The 18,317-nt window shown below is 45.1% G+C and carries 15 protein-coding genes; 6 read left to right on the plus strand and 9 right to left on the minus strand.

Annotated features, from left to right (window positions below; all coding sequences use genetic code 11):
• Window positions 1–93: 93 nt before the first annotated feature.
• The 4 genes from pcnB to panC are packed head-to-tail and all read left to right on the plus strand — an operon-like array spanning window position 94 to window position 3,647.
• Window positions 94–1,449 carry a polynucleotide adenylyltransferase PcnB gene (pcnB, locus tag AB4161_RS10090; protein ID WP_017059432.1) on the plus strand — a complete coding sequence of 452 codons (1,356 nt, stop codon included), beginning with the start codon at window positions 94–96 and terminating at the stop codon, window positions 1,447–1,449.
• On the plus strand, window positions 1,446–1,931 hold the full coding sequence (folK, locus tag AB4161_RS10095) for a 2-amino-4-hydroxy-6-hydroxymethyldihydropteridine diphosphokinase (RefSeq protein WP_004735459.1): 486 nt from the start codon (window positions 1,446–1,448) through the stop codon (window positions 1,929–1,931). The genes pcnB and folK overlap by 4 nt, the downstream gene beginning before the upstream one ends.
• Before the next feature lie 22 nt (window positions 1,932–1,953).
• On the plus strand, window positions 1,954–2,748 hold the full coding sequence (panB, locus tag AB4161_RS10100) for a 3-methyl-2-oxobutanoate hydroxymethyltransferase (protein ID WP_017059433.1): 795 nt from the start codon (window positions 1,954–1,956) through the stop codon (window positions 2,746–2,748).
• Between the two features lie 8 nt (window positions 2,749–2,756).
• The gene (panC, locus tag AB4161_RS10105; protein WP_017059434.1) at window positions 2,757–3,647 is read left to right on the plus strand and encodes a pantoate--beta-alanine ligase; all 891 of its coding nucleotides are present in this window, start codon (window positions 2,757–2,759) and stop codon (window positions 3,645–3,647) included.
• A gap of 86 nt (window positions 3,648–3,733) precedes the next feature.
• On the opposite strand, the gene AB4161_RS10110 is transcribed toward panC, so the two are convergent.
• From AB4161_RS10110 to AB4161_RS10120, 3 genes are all read right to left on the minus strand, one after another.
• Entirely contained in the window at window positions 3,734–4,504 is a 771-nt protein-coding gene (locus AB4161_RS10110; protein WP_010435987.1) for an ABC transporter permease, read from the minus strand.
• A 1-nt stretch (window position 4,505) separates the two neighbouring features.
• On the minus strand, window positions 4,506–5,423 hold the full coding sequence (locus AB4161_RS10115) for an ABC transporter ATP-binding protein (protein ID WP_017059435.1): 918 nt from the start codon (window positions 5,421–5,423) through the stop codon (window positions 4,506–4,508).
• 336 nt (window positions 5,424–5,759) lie between these two features.
• On the minus strand, window positions 5,760–7,391 hold the full coding sequence (locus AB4161_RS10120) for a SulP family inorganic anion transporter (protein WP_372083307.1): 1,632 nt from the start codon (window positions 7,389–7,391) through the stop codon (window positions 5,760–5,762).
• Between the two features lie 286 nt (window positions 7,392–7,677).
• On the opposite strand from AB4161_RS10120, the gene can reads away from it, so the two are divergent.
• On the plus strand, window positions 7,678–8,346 hold the full coding sequence (can, locus tag AB4161_RS10125; protein WP_017063246.1) for a carbonate dehydratase: 669 nt from the start codon (window positions 7,678–7,680) through the stop codon (window positions 8,344–8,346).
• Between the two features lie 74 nt (window positions 8,347–8,420).
• Here the strand turns inward: can and hpt are convergent, their stop codons facing one another.
• Window positions 8,421–8,951 carry a hypoxanthine phosphoribosyltransferase gene (gene hpt, locus AB4161_RS10130; protein ID WP_017059438.1) on the minus strand — a complete coding sequence of 177 codons (531 nt, stop codon included), beginning with the start codon at window positions 8,949–8,951 and terminating at the stop codon, window positions 8,421–8,423.
• 337 nt (window positions 8,952–9,288) lie between these two features.
• Between hpt and AB4161_RS10135 the strand changes: the two genes are divergently transcribed.
• The gene (locus AB4161_RS10135; protein ID WP_019824386.1) at window positions 9,289–9,894 is read left to right on the plus strand and encodes a LuxR/HapR/OpaR family quorum-sensing transcriptional regulator; all 606 of its coding nucleotides are present in this window, start codon (window positions 9,289–9,291) and stop codon (window positions 9,892–9,894) included.
• Between the two features lie 205 nt (window positions 9,895–10,099).
• Here AB4161_RS10135 and lpdA read toward each other — a convergent pair whose 3' ends face one another.
• From lpdA to ampD, 5 genes are all read right to left on the minus strand, one after another.
• On the minus strand, window positions 10,100–11,530 hold the full coding sequence (lpdA, locus tag AB4161_RS10140; protein ID WP_017059440.1) for a dihydrolipoyl dehydrogenase: 1,431 nt from the start codon (window positions 11,528–11,530) through the stop codon (window positions 10,100–10,102).
• Window positions 11,531–11,771: 241 nt separating this feature from the next.
• Window positions 11,772–13,685 carry a pyruvate dehydrogenase complex dihydrolipoyllysine-residue acetyltransferase gene (gene aceF, locus AB4161_RS10145; RefSeq protein WP_372083291.1) on the minus strand — a complete coding sequence of 638 codons (1,914 nt, stop codon included), beginning with the start codon at window positions 13,683–13,685 and terminating at the stop codon, window positions 11,772–11,774.
• A 26-nt stretch (window positions 13,686–13,711) separates the two neighbouring features.
• The gene (aceE, locus tag AB4161_RS10150) at window positions 13,712–16,375 is read right to left on the minus strand and encodes a pyruvate dehydrogenase (acetyl-transferring), homodimeric type (RefSeq protein WP_017059442.1); all 2,664 of its coding nucleotides are present in this window, start codon (window positions 16,373–16,375) and stop codon (window positions 13,712–13,714) included.
• 62 nt (window positions 16,376–16,437) lie between these two features.
• A complete protein-coding gene (gene pdhR / locus AB4161_RS10155; protein ID WP_136973772.1) occupies window positions 16,438–17,199 on the minus strand; it encodes a pyruvate dehydrogenase complex transcriptional repressor PdhR in 762 nt (253 codons plus the stop codon).
• Window positions 17,200–17,682: 483 nt separating this feature from the next.
• Window positions 17,683–18,282 (minus strand): 1,6-anhydro-N-acetylmuramyl-L-alanine amidase AmpD, encoded by a 600-nt coding sequence (gene ampD, locus AB4161_RS10160; protein WP_372083292.1) that lies wholly within the window; start codon window positions 18,280–18,282, stop codon window positions 17,683–17,685.
• Window positions 18,283–18,317: the final 35 nt, after the last annotated feature.

Consider the following 18,317-nt stretch of genomic DNA (forward strand, 5'->3'; position numbering starts at 1 on the left):
CGCTAAGCTATTATTAGCCGCAATTAAACTCTGCACTACCACTTTGGACTAAGAGAAAAACAAAGTTGGCGATACCTACTTTGTTCTAAACTAATGAATACAAACGACAATACCCCAAGCGAACAACGCGGATTCCACGAATTAGCTCTGAATATTTATACTCGTCAAGAGCACAATATTTCACGCAAGCAGATCAGCGACAACGCACTAAAAGTGCTATATCGCCTGAATGGTGCGGGTTTTGACGCATTTCTAGTCGGTGGTGGTGTGCGCGATATCTTATTAGGCTCTCAGCCAAAAGATTTTGATATTGCGACCAACGCAACGCCAGAGCAAATCAAACACCTCTTCAGAAACTGTCGTCTTATCGGTCGCCGTTTCCGCTTGGCACATATCATGTTTGGTCGCGACATCATTGAAGTGGCAACTTTCCGTGGTCACCACCAAGAACCATCGAAGAACGTTTCTGCACAATCGAAAGAAGGCATGCTACTTCGCGATAACGTGTACGGCAGTGTTGATGAAGATGCAGAGCGTCGTGATTTCACAATCAACGCGATGTACTACAACATTGCAGACTACAGCATCCACGATTACGCGGGTGGTGTAGAAGATTTAGAAGATAAACTGATCCGCCTGATTGGCGATCCAGAAACGCGTTACCGCGAAGACCCAGTGCGTATGCTACGTGCAATGCGCTTCGCCGCTAAACTGGATTTCGACATCGAAGAAGACACGGCTGACCCGATTGAAGAGTTAGCTCACCTTCTAAGAGATATCCCAGCAGCGCGCCTTTACGAAGAGTCTCTGAAATTACTGCAATCAGGTCACGGTTTAGAAACCTACCACCTGATGCGCGAGTACAATCTATTCCAACAGATGTTCCCAGCGGTAGCTGAGCACTTCACCGAAGATTACGACTCTCACACAGAGCAGATGCTTGATTTGGTTCTCGATTCAACCGACCTTCGCATCGAAGATGGTAAGCGAGTAAACCCAGCATTCATGTTCGCAGCGATGCTTTGGTACCCAATGAACAAGCTGGCAGACAAACTTGTCGCTGAACAGGGTATGGCACACTACGATGCGATCATGGAAGCGAGTAACATCATTCTAGATCAGCAAGTAAAGTCTATTGCGATTCCTCGTCGTCACACAGCAACCATTCGCGAAGTTTGGCAACTGCAACTTCGACTGCCTCGTCGCAACGGTAAACGCGCTGTTCGTCTAATGGAACTCAACAAATTCCGTGCAGGCTACGATTTCCTAGAAATGCGTGGTGAGATTGAAGGTGGCGAAACCAAAGAGTTAGCAAAATGGTGGGAGCGTTATCAGACTGCAGGTCGTAACATGCGTCAAGCAATGGCTAACGACGTTGCAGCACCATCAAAGTCAGGCCATCGTCGCCGTAAGACTTACCGAAACAAAAAGAGTAAGCAATCAGAATGATAACTGCTTACATTGCGGTCGGCAGCAACCTTGCCGACCCAGTTAGCCAAGCAAATTTGGCTATCGAAACGCTAAAAAGCCTACCGCGATCAACGTTTATTGCGACCTCTCAGCTATATAGTAGCACTCCAATGGGACCGCAAAATCAACCAGACTACATCAACGCGGTAGTCGCTATCCAAACCGAATTAACGCCAATTGAACTGCTTGATTGCACTCAAAAGATCGAACTAGAGCAAGGGCGCGTCCGTAAAGACGAACGTTGGGGACCAAGAACCTTGGATCTCGACATTGTGCTATACGGCAATGAGGTGATCGATTCAGAGCGCTTAATCGTTCCTCATTATGGAATGAAAGAACGAGAGTTTGTACTCTACCCGCTTGCTGAAATCGCACCAAGTTTACAACTCCCTGATGGGACTGAGCTGACAGAACTACTGAAAATAGTAGATAAGAACGGGCTCAATGTTTGGCAACAATAGCCAAGCGCATTAAGGAAAACCAATGAAAAAAGTAACCATTAACGACCTGATCAAATGCAAACGTGAAGGCCGTAAATTTGCGACTTCGACAGCTTATGATGCGAGCTTTGCTCAATTATTCGAAAGCCAAGAAATGCCAGTTCTGCTTGTCGGTGATTCACTGGGTATGGTTTTACAAGGCCATAACGATACATTACCAGTAACCGTTGAAGACATTGCTTACCATACTCGCTCAGTGCGTGCTGGTAGCCCAAATTGTCTTCTTATGGCTGACATGCCTTTCATGAGCTACGCGACGCCAGAACAAGCTTGTGAGAGCGCAGCGACTTTGATGCGTGCTGGTGCGAACATGGTAAAAATCGAAGGCGGAAGCTGGTTGGTTGATACTGTGAAGATGCTAACAGAACGTGCAGTACCAGTATGTGCACACTTAGGCTTGACGCCCCAGTCTGTGAACATTTTTGGTGGTTACAAGATTCAAGGTCGTGACGACGAGCAAGCCGACAAAATGGTTGCTGACGCGTTAGCACTGCAAAACGCAGGCGCTCAAATCGTTCTACTTGAATGTGTGCCAGCTTCATTGGCAAAACGAATTACAGAAGCTTGTGACGTACCGGTTATCGGTATCGGCGCAGGTAATGTTACCGATGGTCAGATCTTGGTTATGCATGACATGTTCGGTATTTCTGCGAACTACATGCCGAAGTTCTCTAAGAACTTCCTAGCAGAAACAGGTGATATGCGTAAGGCAGTAGCTCTATACAAAGAAGAAGTAGAGAGCGCGCGCTTCCCTGATGAAGCTCATACAATCGCTTAGGAGTAAGTATGCAAACTTTTGCTGAAATAGCGGCTCTTCGTGAGCAGATTAAACAGTTTAAGCGTGATGGACGTACGGTTGCTTTTGTCCCAACAATGGGAAACCTGCATGAAGGCCACCTGACTCTGGTCAAAAAAGCTCGTGAACTGGCCGACATCGTTGTGGTAAGCATCTTTGTAAACCCAATGCAGTTTGACCGTGCAGACGACCTAAACAACTACCCTCGAACGTTAGAAGCAGATTTAAGCAAACTAACAGGTGAAGGGGTTGAGCTAGTATTTACACCAACGCCAGAGGTGATGTACCCAGATGGATTAGACAAGCAGACGTTTGTTGAGGTCCCTGGCATATCTCACATGCTTGAAGGTGCCTCTCGTCCAGGTCACTTCCGTGGTGTATCAACCATTGTCACTAAACTGTTTAATATCGTTCAGCCAGACTTTGCATGCTTCGGCGAGAAAGACTTTCAGCAACTTGCTGTTATTCGCCAGATGACCACTGATTTAGCATTAGACATTGAAGTTGTCGGCGTTGCGACCGTTCGTGAAATGGATGGTTTGGCAATGAGCTCTCGCAATAGCAACCTAACGATTGACGAGCGCCAACGAGCGCCCGTTTTAGCGCGTACTATGCGCTGGATCAGCAGCGCTATTCGTGGTGGTCGCGATGATTACGCATCAGTGATTGAAGATGCTACTGACCAGCTACGCGCTGCAGATCTTCAACCTGACGAAATCTTCATTTGTGATGCTAAAACTCTGCAAGCGATCACTTCAGAATCAACTCAAGCAGTGATTCTAATGTCGGCTTTCCTAGGTAAGACGCGTCTTATCGATAACCAAGTTCTCGATTTGGTAACGGAAACCAAAGAAGAAGTGAAAGAAGAAACGACTGAATAGTCGGCTTCTGCTCTTAACGCAAAACAAAAAAAAGGTCGATGTTATATCGACCTTTTTCTTTACCTGTTACTTAGATGAACCAAAGGTTAGCTACGTAAGCCAATACCCTTTGTCACTAGGTAGTGTGCAATGCCATACAACAGCACGATAAACACACCTAGTACGCCAAACGACGTCACGATCCCCACATCAGACACACCCAAGAAGCCATATCTGAACGCGTTAACCATGTACACGATAGGGTTCAACTTCGATACACCTTGCCAGAATTCAGGCAATAGACTGATCGAGTAGAACACACCACCAAGGTACGTCAGCGGCGTTAAGATAAAGGTTGGGATAATAGAGATATCATCAAACGTGCGTGCGAATACCGCGTTAATCAAGCCACCCAAAGCGAATACTACCGACGTTAAAAATACCGTCGCAATGATCACGCCCCAATGGTCAACTTGTAAGTCGACAAAGAACAACGACACGAAGGTTACTATGGTACCCACTAACAATCCACGAACCACACCACCCATTACGAAGCCGGCGATAATCACGTAGTTAGGAACAGGCGCTACAAGCAGCTCTTCAATGTTCTTCTGGAACTTGGCACTAAAGAACGATGAAGCAACGTTGGAATATGAGTTGGTGATCACCGACATCATGATCAGACCGGGAACAATGTATTCCATGTAGCTAAAGCCGTTCATTTCACCAATACGCGCACCAATCAGGTTACCGAAGATGATGAAGTAAAGCGTCATGGTAATCGCTGGCGGCACCAGAGTCTGCACCCAGATACGAGTAAAGCGATTGATCTCTTTGGTCAACAAACTGCAGAAAGCGGTCCAATATAGGCTGTACATATTATTTACTCCCCTCACGGACGATACTCACAAATAGCTCTTCTAGACGGTTTGCTTTGTTACGCATAGAGAGGACTTTAACCTGTTGCTCGCTCAATTGAGCAAAGATGGTATTCAAACCTAGGTTCTTGTCGATTTCGATTTCTAGCGAGCCATTGACCATCACTTGGCTATTCACGCCTTCAAGCTTAGGTTCAGTCGTGCCCTCTTCCAGATCCAGAATAAAGGTCTCAGCACTCAATTTGCCCAACAGCGCTTTCATTGTTGTGTTCTCAATCAGCTCACCGCGATTGATGATACCAATGTTGCGACACAGCATTTCTGCTTCTTCTAGGTAGTGCGTGGTCAAGATAATGGTAATGCCCTGCTTCTCATTGATCTCTTTTAGGAATTCCCACATTGAACGACGTAGTTCAATATCAACGCCTGCTGTCGGTTCATCAAGGATCAACAAATGAGGTTCATGCATCAATGCACGCGCGATCATCAAACGACGCTTCATACCACCAGACAAGTTACGCGCGCGTTCGCCACGCTTTTCCCACAGATCGAGTTGAGATAGGTACTTTTTCGCTCGCTCTTTCGCTAATGCTTTTGGCACGCCGTAATAACCCGCTTGTTGCAGCACGATCTGTTCAACGGTTTCAAACGGGTTAAAGTTAAACTCTTGAGGCACAAGGCCTAAGTTCTGCTTCGCCAATTCCAGATCGGTATCAATGTCGTAGCCGAACACTTTAACCTTGCCTGACGTTTTATTTACCAGTGAAGAGATAACACCAATGGTGGTTGATTTACCCGCACCATTGGGACCAAGTAGTGCGTAAAAGTCGCCTTTTTCTACTTGTAAACTAACGCCCTTAAGAGCCTCGAAGCCCCCAGCATAAGTTTTTCTTAATTGCTCAATTTCTAATGCATACATAGAGATAGACTGCCATTTGCTATAGATAAGATGTAGACGACCGAGCTTGAGGAAGAGAGTAATGCTTAAAACGAGCTAGCAGAAAACTAACCCAAACTTGTTAACTCGGCCATTTTGCAAACAAGTTTATCGTTGATTGACGATTAATACAAATATCGTGTGAGAGTTTCTTTCGAAAACAAATAAGCGTCTTGGCTAGGTGAAGACTAAATCAACGTTCAATAAATATAAAAATGCCGCTAAGTGATTCACTTAACGGCATTAATGATCAGTCTTGAAGTGAGCGTCTATGGCTTATTCATATCAGGTCATTCATATCAGCTTATTACTGAAAAATTAAACTGACTCAAATTGATGCTCATCTCTGTCGACATAGCTTGTTGCTGCCGTCAGGGCTTCATATCTGAATCGATAAGTGTTGGATTCAGGTACTAGGTCAATCACGTGGAACTTCTCTAGTTGTTGACGAGTATTCTCATTAGGACACAGCAGATACACCTCACACTGCGCATCCAATGCATCTTTAATCGCATTCTCTAGCGCTAGGCCAACAGTGACATCAATCATAGGTACATCTGTCAGGTCTAGAATCATCGCTTCATAGTCAGAGATACTTGAGTGCTGACGTGAAATCGCCTTTGAAACGCTGAATATCATCGGCCCTGATAGGTAGAAGAATAGCACCTTACCATTGGCACTATCGAGTAACTGACGTTCGCTATCAGTCAATGGGATATCGTCTTCATCATCACCATCACTGATCGCCTTAACTTGTCTGGCTTGCTCTCGGCTTAATCTTTCAATAATCAGAATATTCGAGATAAACACACCCAGTCCAACGGCAATAATCAAGTCAACAAACACAGTCAATAGCATCACGCCGTACATCACGCCCATGCCGGCATAGCTAACCTTGTGCGCGCGCTGGATAAAGCTCCAATCTAGGATATTGAAACCAACATACATCGCGATACCAGCCAGCACTGCCATAGGAATCGGTTCTGTTAAACCACCTGCAACCAATACCACGAGCGCAAGTACTAAAGCTCGAATAACACCTGAAAGCGGAGAACGCGCTCCCACCTGAATATTGGTTACAGTCCCCATAGTAGCACCCGCGCCAGGTAGTGCACCAAACAGGCCAGAGATCATATTGGCAATGCCTTGGCCACGAAGCTCTTTGTCTGAGTCATGCTCTTTACGAGTCAATGAATCTCCGATAACCGCGGTCAAAAGCGTATCAATACAACCTAATGTACCAAGCACCAAGGCATCGATAACCATAGTAGTAAACTGTTCAGCGCTGATCGTAGGGATAACGAGGGAAGGGAAACCAGCTGGGATTTCACCAATACGGCGAATAGAGTCGGTATCAAAAATAATGACGGACAAGAGCGTTACAGCCACTAACGCGACCAGTTGAGCAGGCACATACTTACGATACTTAGCGGGGAAGCCAAAAAGAATACCGAGTGTCAGAGCACCTAGAAATAGCTCACTCACTTTTAAGTTTGCTAGCGTATCAGGTAAAGCAGAGAGCGTGCCCATTACACCACCGGATGGAGCGGCATGCCCTAACAATGGAGACAGCTGCAAGATAATCAGAATAACGCCAATGCCCGACATGAATCCGGAGATCACGCTATATGGCATCAAAGTGACGTATTTTCCTAGCTTTAACGTACCAAGTAATATCTGGAATGCACCGGCCATCATCACGACAGTAAAGGTCATTGCCATACCCGTTTCAGGATATTTAGCAACCATACTCGTCATTACGGCAGTCATGATCACCGTCATCGGGCCGGTAGGTTCAGAAATCAAACTACTCGAACCGCCAAACAATGCTGCAAATAGGCCAACCATAATGGCGCCCCACAAGCCAGCTTCAGCTCCCGCGCCAGAAGCAACACCAAATGCCAATGCTAAAGGTAACGAGATGATGGCTGTAGTTACACCGCCAAACATATCCCCTTTGAGATTGATATCCGTAAAACGACTTCCAAACAAAACACACCTTCCTGATGATGAAATGACAAACCTTATCACTTTAGCAAATGTATCAAGTGTTCAGAAAGTGTTAATTCAATCACATTATTCATGTCTTATAACCGGATTATTGATAGTGGGCTAAGTTTATGATTTTCCGTACTAGAACACGTCAGATGAGTACATTTTGACGCAGTTTTTACGAGATTGAATTTGTAACATTGTGTATAGTTAAGCATCTTAATTGAGGGATGTAAGAAGCAAGATGCCAGAAATAAAACAGCTTTTTGAGAACAATTCCAAATGGTCTGAAGAAATTCGCTCTGAAAGACCTGAGTATTTTACAACGCTTGAAGAGGGTCAAAGCCCTGGTTTTCTATGGATAGGTTGTTCAGATAGCCGAGTTCCAGCCGAGCGCCTGACTGGCTTATATTCTGGAGAACTGTTTGTTCACCGAAACGTGGCCAACCAAGTGGTTCATACAGACCTAAACTGTCTATCTGTTGTTCAGTACGCAGTAGATGTGCTTAAAGTGAAACACATTATTGTCTGTGGTCACTACGGTTGTGGCGGTGTTAACGCGGCGATTGATAACCCTAAACTTGGTCTTATCAACAACTGGTTACTGCACATCCGTGACAATTACCTAAAATACCGCAAGCAAATCGAGGGGCTTCCTCGTGAGCAATGGGGTGACAAGTTATGCGAAATTAACGTCGCAGAACAGGTTTATAACCTAGGTAACTCAACCATTATGCAAAATGCGTGGGAGCGTGGCCAAGACGTTGAAATCCATGGTGTGGTTTATGGTATTGGCGATGGCAAGCTACAGGACCTTGGCGTACGTTGCTCAAGTAACGATACTTTAGAGAACAGTCACTTAGATGCATTAAACAAGATCTTAACGACGCCTCTTCTTAGTCAACAAAGCTAACCCATTCCGTCATAAATACAAAAAGCCCGCATCAAGCGGGCTTTTTAATGACTTCTAAACCACAAGCGTAATGATTACTCTTGAGGTACTACCTTACCGATGTACGGTAGGTGACGATATTTTTGTGCGTAGTCGATACCTACACCAACAACAAACTCGTCTGGGATTTCAAAACCAATCCATTTTGTATCTACAGTCACTTCACGGCGAGAAGGCTTGTCTAGTAGCGTACAAATTTCGATAGACTTTGGACCACGTAGGCTCAGAATCTCTTTTACTTTAGTCAGCGTGTTACCTGTATCGATAATATCTTCTACAAGTAGAACGTCTTTACCTTGGATATCATCATCAAGATCTTTCAAAATACGAACATCACGTGAGCTTTCCATGCCGTTGCCGTAGCTAGACGCGGTCATGAAATCAACTTGGTGAGTTAAATCGATAGCACGAGCAAGATCTGCCATAAAGACAAAAGATCCACGCAATAAGCCAACTAAAACTAGATCTTCACTACCGTTGTAGTGTTCCGTGATCTGTTTGCCTAGTTCGTTCACTCGATCCTGAACTTCTTGCTCAGAGATCATGACTTCAACTGTATGCTTCATACTGCTCTCATTCTATTTGGTGATTGCGACGAATGTTGACAGTTTCGTCAGTTGTGTCGCTCAATTTTGTGCGTAAGTCTAGCACTGCTCAAATACCCACACCACCTTATGGTTCGAATTTACTGTCAGATTCTCAACGAAATGTGCGCTGGTGCCTTATCCAATACTCGTCTCCTTTCACATCAATGCTGATCACGCTTTATGTATCAAGTTTGATGTAACTGTCTATAAAACAAGCTGAAAGGATTGACCATTCGCATATGCACCATTACACTCATCTTGGCTTAAATAATAATAAAATCATTAATATAAAAATTTCGTTGGCAAGGAAAATAAAATGGACTCAATATCTAAGAGACCTAGAACTAGGCTTTCACCTTTAAAAAGAAAACTTCAATTGATGGAAATCGCTCTTGAGGTATTCTCTCGCCGCGGTATCGGTCGTGGTGGACACGCTGATATTGCAGACATCGCTCAGGTGTCTGTCGCAACTGTATTTAACTACTTCCCTACCCGTGAAGATCTGGTTGATGAAGTACTAAATCACGTTGTACGCCAATTCTCTAACTTCCTTTCAGACAATATCGATCTGGATATTCACGCAAAACAAAACCTACATAATATTGCGACTGAAATGGTGACGTTAGTGGCTCAAGATAGCCATTGGTTAAATGTGTGGTTCGAATGGAGCGCTTCGACTCGTGATGAAGTATGGCCGCTATTCGTAACAACGAACCGCACTAACCAAATGTTAGTACAAAACATGTTTAGCAAAGCGATTGAACGTGGCGAAGTTTGTGACGATCACGATCCTAAACATCTAGCCAATCTATTCCACGGCATTTGCTACTCGCTATTCATCCAAGCAAAACGTGTAGAAACGCCAGAAGAGCTTTCAAGCTTAACGGATAGCTATTTGAACATGCTGTGCATTTATAAATAGATTCGAGATTCGAGATTCGAGTAAATAATTTAAGGGTTGGCCTAATGGGCCAACCCTTTTTTATAGAATGGAATGTCTCTTCGCATCCCGAAGCGCAGCGCACTCGCATCTCGGAGTGGAACGTTACTGCTCTTTTCTTCAGACATAAAAAAGCCGCTGACAAATCAGCGGCTTTTAAAAACATTAGCGAGTGACTAAGAAAGAATTACTTCTTCTTTTTCACTGCTTTTTTGTTTGGAAGGTCAGTGATTGAACCTTCGAATACTTCCGCAGCTAGACCAACAGACTCGTGTAGAGTTGGGTGAGCGTGGATAGTAAGTGCGATATCTTCTGCATCACAACCCATTTCGATCGCTAGGCCGATTTCGCCAAGAAGTTCACCACCGTTAGTACCAACAACAGCACCACCGATTACGCGATGAGTATCTTTATCGAAGATCATCTTAGTCACGCCGTCTGCACAGTCAGAAGCGATTGCACGACCAGAAGCAGCCCAAGGGAAAGTAGCAACTTCGTAATTGATGCCTTCAGCTTTCGCTTCTTTCTCAGTCTTACCTACCCAAGCAACTTCTGGCTCAGTGTACGCAATTGATGGGATTACTTTAGGGTCGAAGTAGTGCTTCTTACCAGAGATAACTTCAGCAGCTACGTGACCTTCATGCACACCTTTGTGAGCAAGCATTGGTTGACCAACAACATCACCGATCGCGTGGATGTGAGGAACGTTAGTACGCATTTGCTTATCAACATTGATGAAACCACGCTCATCAACTTCGATACCCGCTTTTTCAGCGTCGATAAGTGCACCGTTTGGAACACGACCGATAGCAACAAGAACAGCATCGTAGCGTTCAGCTTCAGCTGGTGCTTTTTTGCCTTCCATTGAAACGTAGATACCGTCTTCTTTTGCTTCAACAGCAGTCACTTTAGTTTCAAGCATTAGCTTGAACTTGTTCTTAATGCGCTTAGTGAAAACTTTAACGATGTCTTTATCCGCAGCAGGGATAACTTGATCGAACATCTCTACAACTTCAACTTTAGAACCTAGAGAGTGGTAAACCGTACCCATCTCAAGACCGATGATACCGCCGCCCATGATAAGCAGTTTTTCAGGTACTTCGTTTAGTTCTAGTGCATCCGTAGAATCCCAAATACGTGGGTCTTCATGTGGGATGAAAGGAAGTTTGATTGGGCGAGAACCCGCAGCAATGATTGCGTTGTCGAAGTTAACAGTTGTTGCTTCGCCTTCGCCTTCAACAAGAATGCTGTTAGGACCAGTGAACTTACCGAAACCGTTAACAACAGTAACGTTACGCATCTTAGCCATACCGCCAAGACCGCCAGTTAGTTGATCAACTACTTTTTCTTTCCAGATACGGATCTTGTTGATGTCCGTTTGTGGCTCGCCGAATACAACGCCGTGCTCTGCCATCGCTTTAGCTTCTTCGATTACTTTAGAAACGTGAAGAAGTGCTTTTGATGGAATACAACCAACGTTTAGACATACACCACCAAGAGTGCTGTAACGTTCAACTAGTACTGTTTCTAGACCTAAATCCGCACAACGGAATGCAGCTGAGTAACCAGCAGGACCTGAACCAAGTACAACAACTTGGGCTTTAATTTCTTTGCTCATTGTGACCTCTTGTAGTCATTATCCCTAACAGGCTGAGTAGATGTTCTTAAAATTATTGGGCTTTCAAACAGCCAACATTTTACAGAGATGTTAACAGTGTGAAAGTAGCTTTAAGTTAGCCTGTGAGCTAGACAACACTTCCCTTTCGCTTTATGAGAAAAGCGGGAACTGTTCTCTAAAAATAGTCTTTATATAAAGAATTAAGGTGACCCGAAAGCCACCTTAATAATTACTTTCTCAATTACAGTACTAGACGACGAATGTCAGATAGTGCGCTGTTTAGGAAAGTAATGAAGCGTGCACCTTCAGCACCATCGATCACACGGTGGTCGTATGATAGAGATAGTGGAAGCTGAAGACGTGGCTGGAACTCTTTACCATTCCAAACTGGCTTAATTTCAGACTTAGATACACCTAGGATACCTACTTCTGGAGCATTTACGATTGGCGTAAATGCAGTACCGCCGATGCCACCAAGGCTAGAGATTGTGAAACAACCGCCTTGCATGTCTGCCGCTGTTAGCTTACCAGAACGTGCTTTCTTAGAAACAGCCATTAGCTCTTCAGATAGCTCGTAAATGCCTTTCTTGTTCACGTCTTTGAAGACAGGAACAACTAGACCGTTTGGTGTATCAACAGCGATACCCACGTTTACGTACTTCTTAAGAATGATGCTTTCGCCATCTTCAGAAAGAGAGGAGTTAAACGCTGGGAATGCTTCTAGCGCTTTAGCAACAGCTTTCATGATGAACACAAGTGGAGTGATCTTCATGCCAGTGTCTTTCTTCGCTTCGATTGCGTTCTGTTCTTTACGGAATGCTTCTAGCTCAGTGATGTCTGCGTTGTCCCATTGTGTAACGTGAGGGATCATTACCCAGTTACGGTGCAGGTTAGCACCAGAGATCTTCTTAATCTTAGAAAGCTTCTGAACTTCAGTTTCGCCGAACTTGCTGAAGTCAACTTTTGGCCATGGTAGTAGACCAAGAGCAGAACCGTCGCCGCCTTTGCCAGATGCAGCTGCACCAGACTCAAGACGCTTAAGTGCATCTTTAACGTAAGACTGAACGTCTTCTTTAAGGATACGGCTCTTACGACCAGTACCTTTAACCTTAGAAAGGTTAACGCCAAATTCACGAGCTAGACGACGAACTACTGGAGAAGCGTGCGCGTAGTCACCGTTCTCTTGGAAGTCGCCAGCTGCTGCTGCAGGTGCTTCTGCTTTAGGAGCAGGTGCCGCCGCTGGAGCTGCTGCTTGTGCTGGTGCTGCAACAGGAGCAGGAGCTGCGCCTTCAACCGGAGTGCCGGCCACGACGAAAGTCATGATTAGAGAGCCAGTTGACACTTTGTCGCCAGCTGCAATCTTGATCTCTTTTACTGTACCAGCGAATGGTGCAGGAACTTCCATTGAAGCTTTGTCGCCTTCAACAGTAATTAGAGATTGCTCTTCTTCTACTGTATCGCCAACCGCTACCATGATTTCAGTAACTTCTACTTCGTCACCACCGATATCAGGAACGTTTACTTCTTTTTCAGCTGATGCTGCTGGAGCCGCTGCAACTGGTGCAGCCGCCGCAGGAGCCGGAGCTGCTGCAGGTGCTGAACCAGCCACTTCGAATACCATTACTAGAGAACCAGTAGAAACTGAATCACCAGAAGCGATCTTGATTTCTTTAACGATACCAGCGAATGGTGCAGGAACTTCCATAGAAGCCTTATCGCCTTCAACAGTAAGAAGAGATTGCTCTTCTTCTACTGCGTCACCGATAGCAACCATGATTTCAGTTACTTCAACTTCATCACCGCCGATGTCTGGTACGTGAACTTCTTTAAGCTCAGCCGCCGCTGCAGGAGCTGCAGCAACTGGTGCCGCCGCTTCAACTGCTGGCGCAGCCGGTGCTGCAGCAGCACCTTCCGCAGGAGAGCCTGCCTCTTCAAAGATCATGATAAGAGAACCAGTAGAAACTGAATCGCCTTCAGCTACTTTGATTTCTTTAACGATACCCGCTTGAGACGCTGGAACTTCCATTGAAGCTTTGTCGCCTTCAACAGTGATCAGTGACTGCTCTTCTTCAACCTTGTCACCAACGTTTACAAGAATCTCAGTTACTTCAACCTCGTCAGCACCGATGTCTGGTACATTAATTTCGATTGTCATTGTATTTACCTACCTTAATGCCAGTCTTATGCGTATTGCGGGTTAGTTTTTTCAGTGTCGATATCGAACTTAGCAATTGCTTCAACAACTACTGATTTCTCGATGTCACCACGTTTAGCCAGTTCAGTTAGAGCTGCAACTACGATGTAGCCAGCGTTAACTTCGAAGTGACGACGTAGGTTTGCACGGCTGTCAGAGCGGCCGAAACCATCTGTACCAAGTACTTTGTAAGACTCAGTTGGCATGTACGCACGTACTTGCTCAGCGTAGTTCTTCATGTAGTCAGTCACTGCGATTGCAGGTTCTTTACCAAGAACAGTCGTGATGTACGGTACTTTCTCTTCAGCTTCTGGGTGAAGCATGTTGTCACGCTCTACCGCTTGGCCGTCACGAGTTAGTTCGTTGAACGACGTTACAGAGAATACGTCAGATGCTACGCCGTACTCTTCGCTTAGAATTTCAGCCGCTTTACGCGCTTCGTTCATGATAGTACCAGAGCTCATTAGTTGAACTTTGCCCTTAGCACCAGCGTGAGATTCAAGCTTGTAGATACCCTTACGGATGCCTTCTTCAGCGCCTTCTGGCATTGCTGGCATTGCGTAGTTCTCGTTCATTACTGTTAGGTAGTAGTAAACGTTCTCTTGCTCAGGACCGTACATGCGACGGATACCGTCTTGCATGATTACTGCTAGCTCGTAAGCGAACGTTGGGTCGTAAGAGATACAGTTAGGGATAGTGTTCGCTTGGATGTGCGAGTGACCATCTTCGTGCTGTAGACCTTCACCGTTCAGTGTTGTACGACCTGCAGTAGCACCTAGTAGGAAGCCACGAGCTTGTTGGTCGCCTGCTAGCCATGCCATGTCACCAATACGTTGGAAACCGAACATTGAGTAGTAGATGTAGAACGGGATCATCGGTAGATCGTTTGTGCTGTATGAAGTTGCAGCAGCAACCCATGAAGCCATAGAACCTAGTTCGTTGATACCTTCTTGAAGAACTTGACCAGACGTTGCTTCTTTGTAGTAAGAAACGATGCCTTTATCTTCAGGTGTGTATTCTTGACCGTGTGGGTTGTAGATACCAACCTGACGGAATAGACCTTCCATACCGAATGTACGAGCTTCATCACAGATGATAGGAACGATGTTCTTACCAATGTTCTTATCTTTAAGAAGGATGTTTAGCGTACGTACATAAGCCATAGTTGTAGAGATATCACGCTTCTGTTCACCTAGTAGAGGTGCGAATGCGTCTAGCTCAGGAACCTTGAACTCTTGAGTAAACTTAGGAAGACGTGCAGGTGTGTAACCGTGTAGAGCGTTACGACGAGCGTGCATGTATTCGTACTCAGGCGTACCTTCTTCCAATTTCAGGTAAGGAAGTTCAGCGATCTTCTCATCTGAAAGGATGTCTTCTAGGCCTAGGCGATCACGTAGGTGTTGAACATGAGTCATGTCCATTTTCTTAACACCGTGTGCAATGTTCTTACCTTCAGCTGCATCACCCATGCCGTAACCTTTAACAGTCTTAGCTAGGATTACAGTTGGCTTACCGTTTGTCTCTTTAGCATTGTTGAATGCAGCAAACAGTTTAGAAGAATCGTGACCACCACGCTTAAGAGCGAAAATTTCGTCATCAGTCATGTCTGCAACTAGTGCAGCTGTTTCTGGGTACTTACCAAAGAAGTGCTCACGTACGTATGCGCCATCTTTAGATTTGAATGTTTGGTAGTCACCATCGATAGTTTCGTTCATTAGTTGAAGAAGCTTACCAGTAGTGTCTTTAGCTAGTAGAGAATCCCAGTTGCTACCCCAGATAACTTTAACAACGTTCCAACCTGCACCTTTGAATAGGCCTTCAAGTTCTTGGATGATGCTACCGTTACCCATTACAGGGCCGTCTAGACGCTGTAGGTTACAGTTGATTAGGAAACATAGGTTGTCTAGCTTCTCACGCGCAGCGAAAGAGATAGCACCACGTGATTCTGGCTCATCCATCTCACCGTCACCTAGGAACGCGTATACGCGTTGCGCTGAAGTTTCTTTCAGGCCACGGCCGTCAAGGTACTTAAGGAAGCGCGCTTGGTAGATAGCAGAGATAGGGCCAAGACCCATAGATACTGTCGGGAACTGCCAGAACTCAGGCATCAGTTTCGGGTGCGGGTAAGAAGGGATACCTTTACCATCAACTTCTTGACGGAAGTTATCTAGCTGTTCTTCAGTTAGACGACCTTCAACGAATGCACGAGAGTAGATACCTGGAGAGATGTGACCTTGGTAGTAAACTAGATCGCCACCGTCTGTCTCGTTTGGAGCACGGAAGAAGTGGTTGAAACATACTTCGTAGAACGCTGCTGCTGACTGGTAAGAAGCCATGTGACCACCAAGGTCTAGGTCTTTCTTAGAAGCACGCAATACGATCATGATTGCGTTCCAGCGAATAATCGAACGAATACGACGCTCAAGAGTTACGTCACCAGGGTAAGCTGGCTCTTGTGCTGCTGGAATTGTGTTGATGTAGTTTGTGTTGATGCCTGTAGCCATATCAACACCATCTAAACGCGCTTTATCTAGAACTTGTTCTAGTAAAAACTGTGCACGTTCTACACCTTCTTCACGTACTACTGACTCAAGAGCTTCTAACCAATCTTGAGTTTCCAGAGCATCAACGTCATGCTTCATGTCAGACATGGCGATCTATCCTTTTTGTTAGTTGGATTCTACTAAACACGTAAATAGCCGAAGTATTACGGCTATTTACCCTGTTGAATTCGACGTAAAGAACGTTCGCGGCGCGACTCTTCTTTGGTCAAATCCATCAATGTTTCTTCGATGTAAGCTAAATGAGAGTGTGACATTTCACGTGCCTGTTCTGGCTGTCCTGAAACGATCGCATCTACAATGTTAGCTCGATGTATACTCACTTTCTCCACAACGTCTTTACGACGATGCAACAGCTTTAAATTCTCTAAGACGTTTTGTTCGAGTAACGGAGCCAAGCTACGAACAATGTGCAATAACACCACATTGTGCGCTGCCTCTGTTAAAGCAATAAGAAAAGCCATCACCGCTGCAGATTCGGCTTCAATATCACCCTTTTCTTGCGCGCCGTGAATTTTTTCTTGGCAGGCTTGAATACGAGCAAAGTCTTCATCGGTTCCACGCAATGCCGCGAAGTAAGCCGAAATCCCTTCCATCGCATGACGCGATTCCAACAAGTCTAGTTGGGTTTCAGAATGGGACGACAACAAATTAAGCAAAGGATCTGAAAAGCTTTTCCAGATATTTTCGCTAACAAACGTACCTCCACCTTGACGGCGAGTAAGCAAGCGTTTTGCTTCTAAACGTTGTATCGCTTCTCGGATCGAAGGACGAGACACATCGAACTGTTTCGCCAGTTCGCGCTCAGGCGGCAGCTGCTGCCCTGGAGCCAGTGTTCCTTCCACTATCAACCTTTCTAACTCTTGTTCGATAACATCGGAGAGTTTTGGCTGACGAATCCTTTGATAAGCCATAGTTTGTTGTTCTTCTTTTTCTTCGCTGACAATTGGTAATACCAATTTTAAGTTGGGCAGAAATTAACATAATTAAAACGCCACTGTCCAGCCTAAAATTGACCTGCATCATAGAATACAGCGTGAATTAACCATGATTTAACAAATGAAATTTAAAACAGCAACCAAATTGGTCTTACCATTTACAGGGGTAATACTTTTGGGGAGTGTTCTTGCTAGAAAGTTTCAGGATAAAAATGAATTGTTTCAGAAAGATTAGTGTCACTCGTTTAAAAATCGAACCAAGCGCACATTTAGGGTGGAAATTCTGTTCATAAGTTTTAATAAATGAGTGTTTGATAAGTTCGTCACACTCTCAATTTATTGATGCGCTTCTCTCCACCACTTTCTTTACATCGCAACAACAAAAATTCACAAGTCATTATGCCAGGCGTTGACTATTCAACGCCCACCAGCGGTAAGCCCATCGTCAAAAACTGAGGCTTAAGCTTTGAGATTTTTTTTAAACTTCTGCCAATCAAACACCAAGCCAGGGTCAGTTTTACGCAAAGGCGCTATATATTGATGGCCAGTGATACGCTCACTGGTGATTTGAGGAAACGTCGATACGAGCGTTTCTGTTAATTGGCTAAGCGCTTGATACTGCTGCTCGCTATAAGCTACAAAGTCACTACCTTCCAGTTCAATACCAATAGAGTAATCATTGCACCTTTCACGCCCTGCAAAACTCGACTGGCCAGCATGCCAAGCTCGGTCTAAGAAAGAAACGAACTGCACCACTTCCCCATCGCGACGAATCAAACAGTGCGCCGACACGCCCATTTGGTGAATCACCTTAAAAAACGGGTGTTCCTTCGGGTCGAGTTTGCCCGTAAAAAACAGTTCTATGTAAGGCCCACCAAATTGACCCGGAGGCAAGCTAATGTTGTGAACCACCAGCAGAGAAATATCGTCGGCACTCGGTCGAGCATCAAAATACGGAGAAGGAACATGCCGAGCGTTGTCGTACCATCCGTTGGAGCTGATCGTCATCTTGGTCTCATTTTCTTTTCTGCTAGCACAATAAGATGTGACCTTGCCCATAGAGCAGTCGCGCTAGCCTCTTTAATTTGAAGTTA

Origin of the sequence: Vibrio sp. 10N.286.51.E5 (assembly GCF_041469125.1) — a bacterium.
Classification (GTDB): Bacteria; Pseudomonadota; Gammaproteobacteria; order Enterobacterales; family Vibrionaceae; genus Vibrio; species Vibrio crassostreae_C.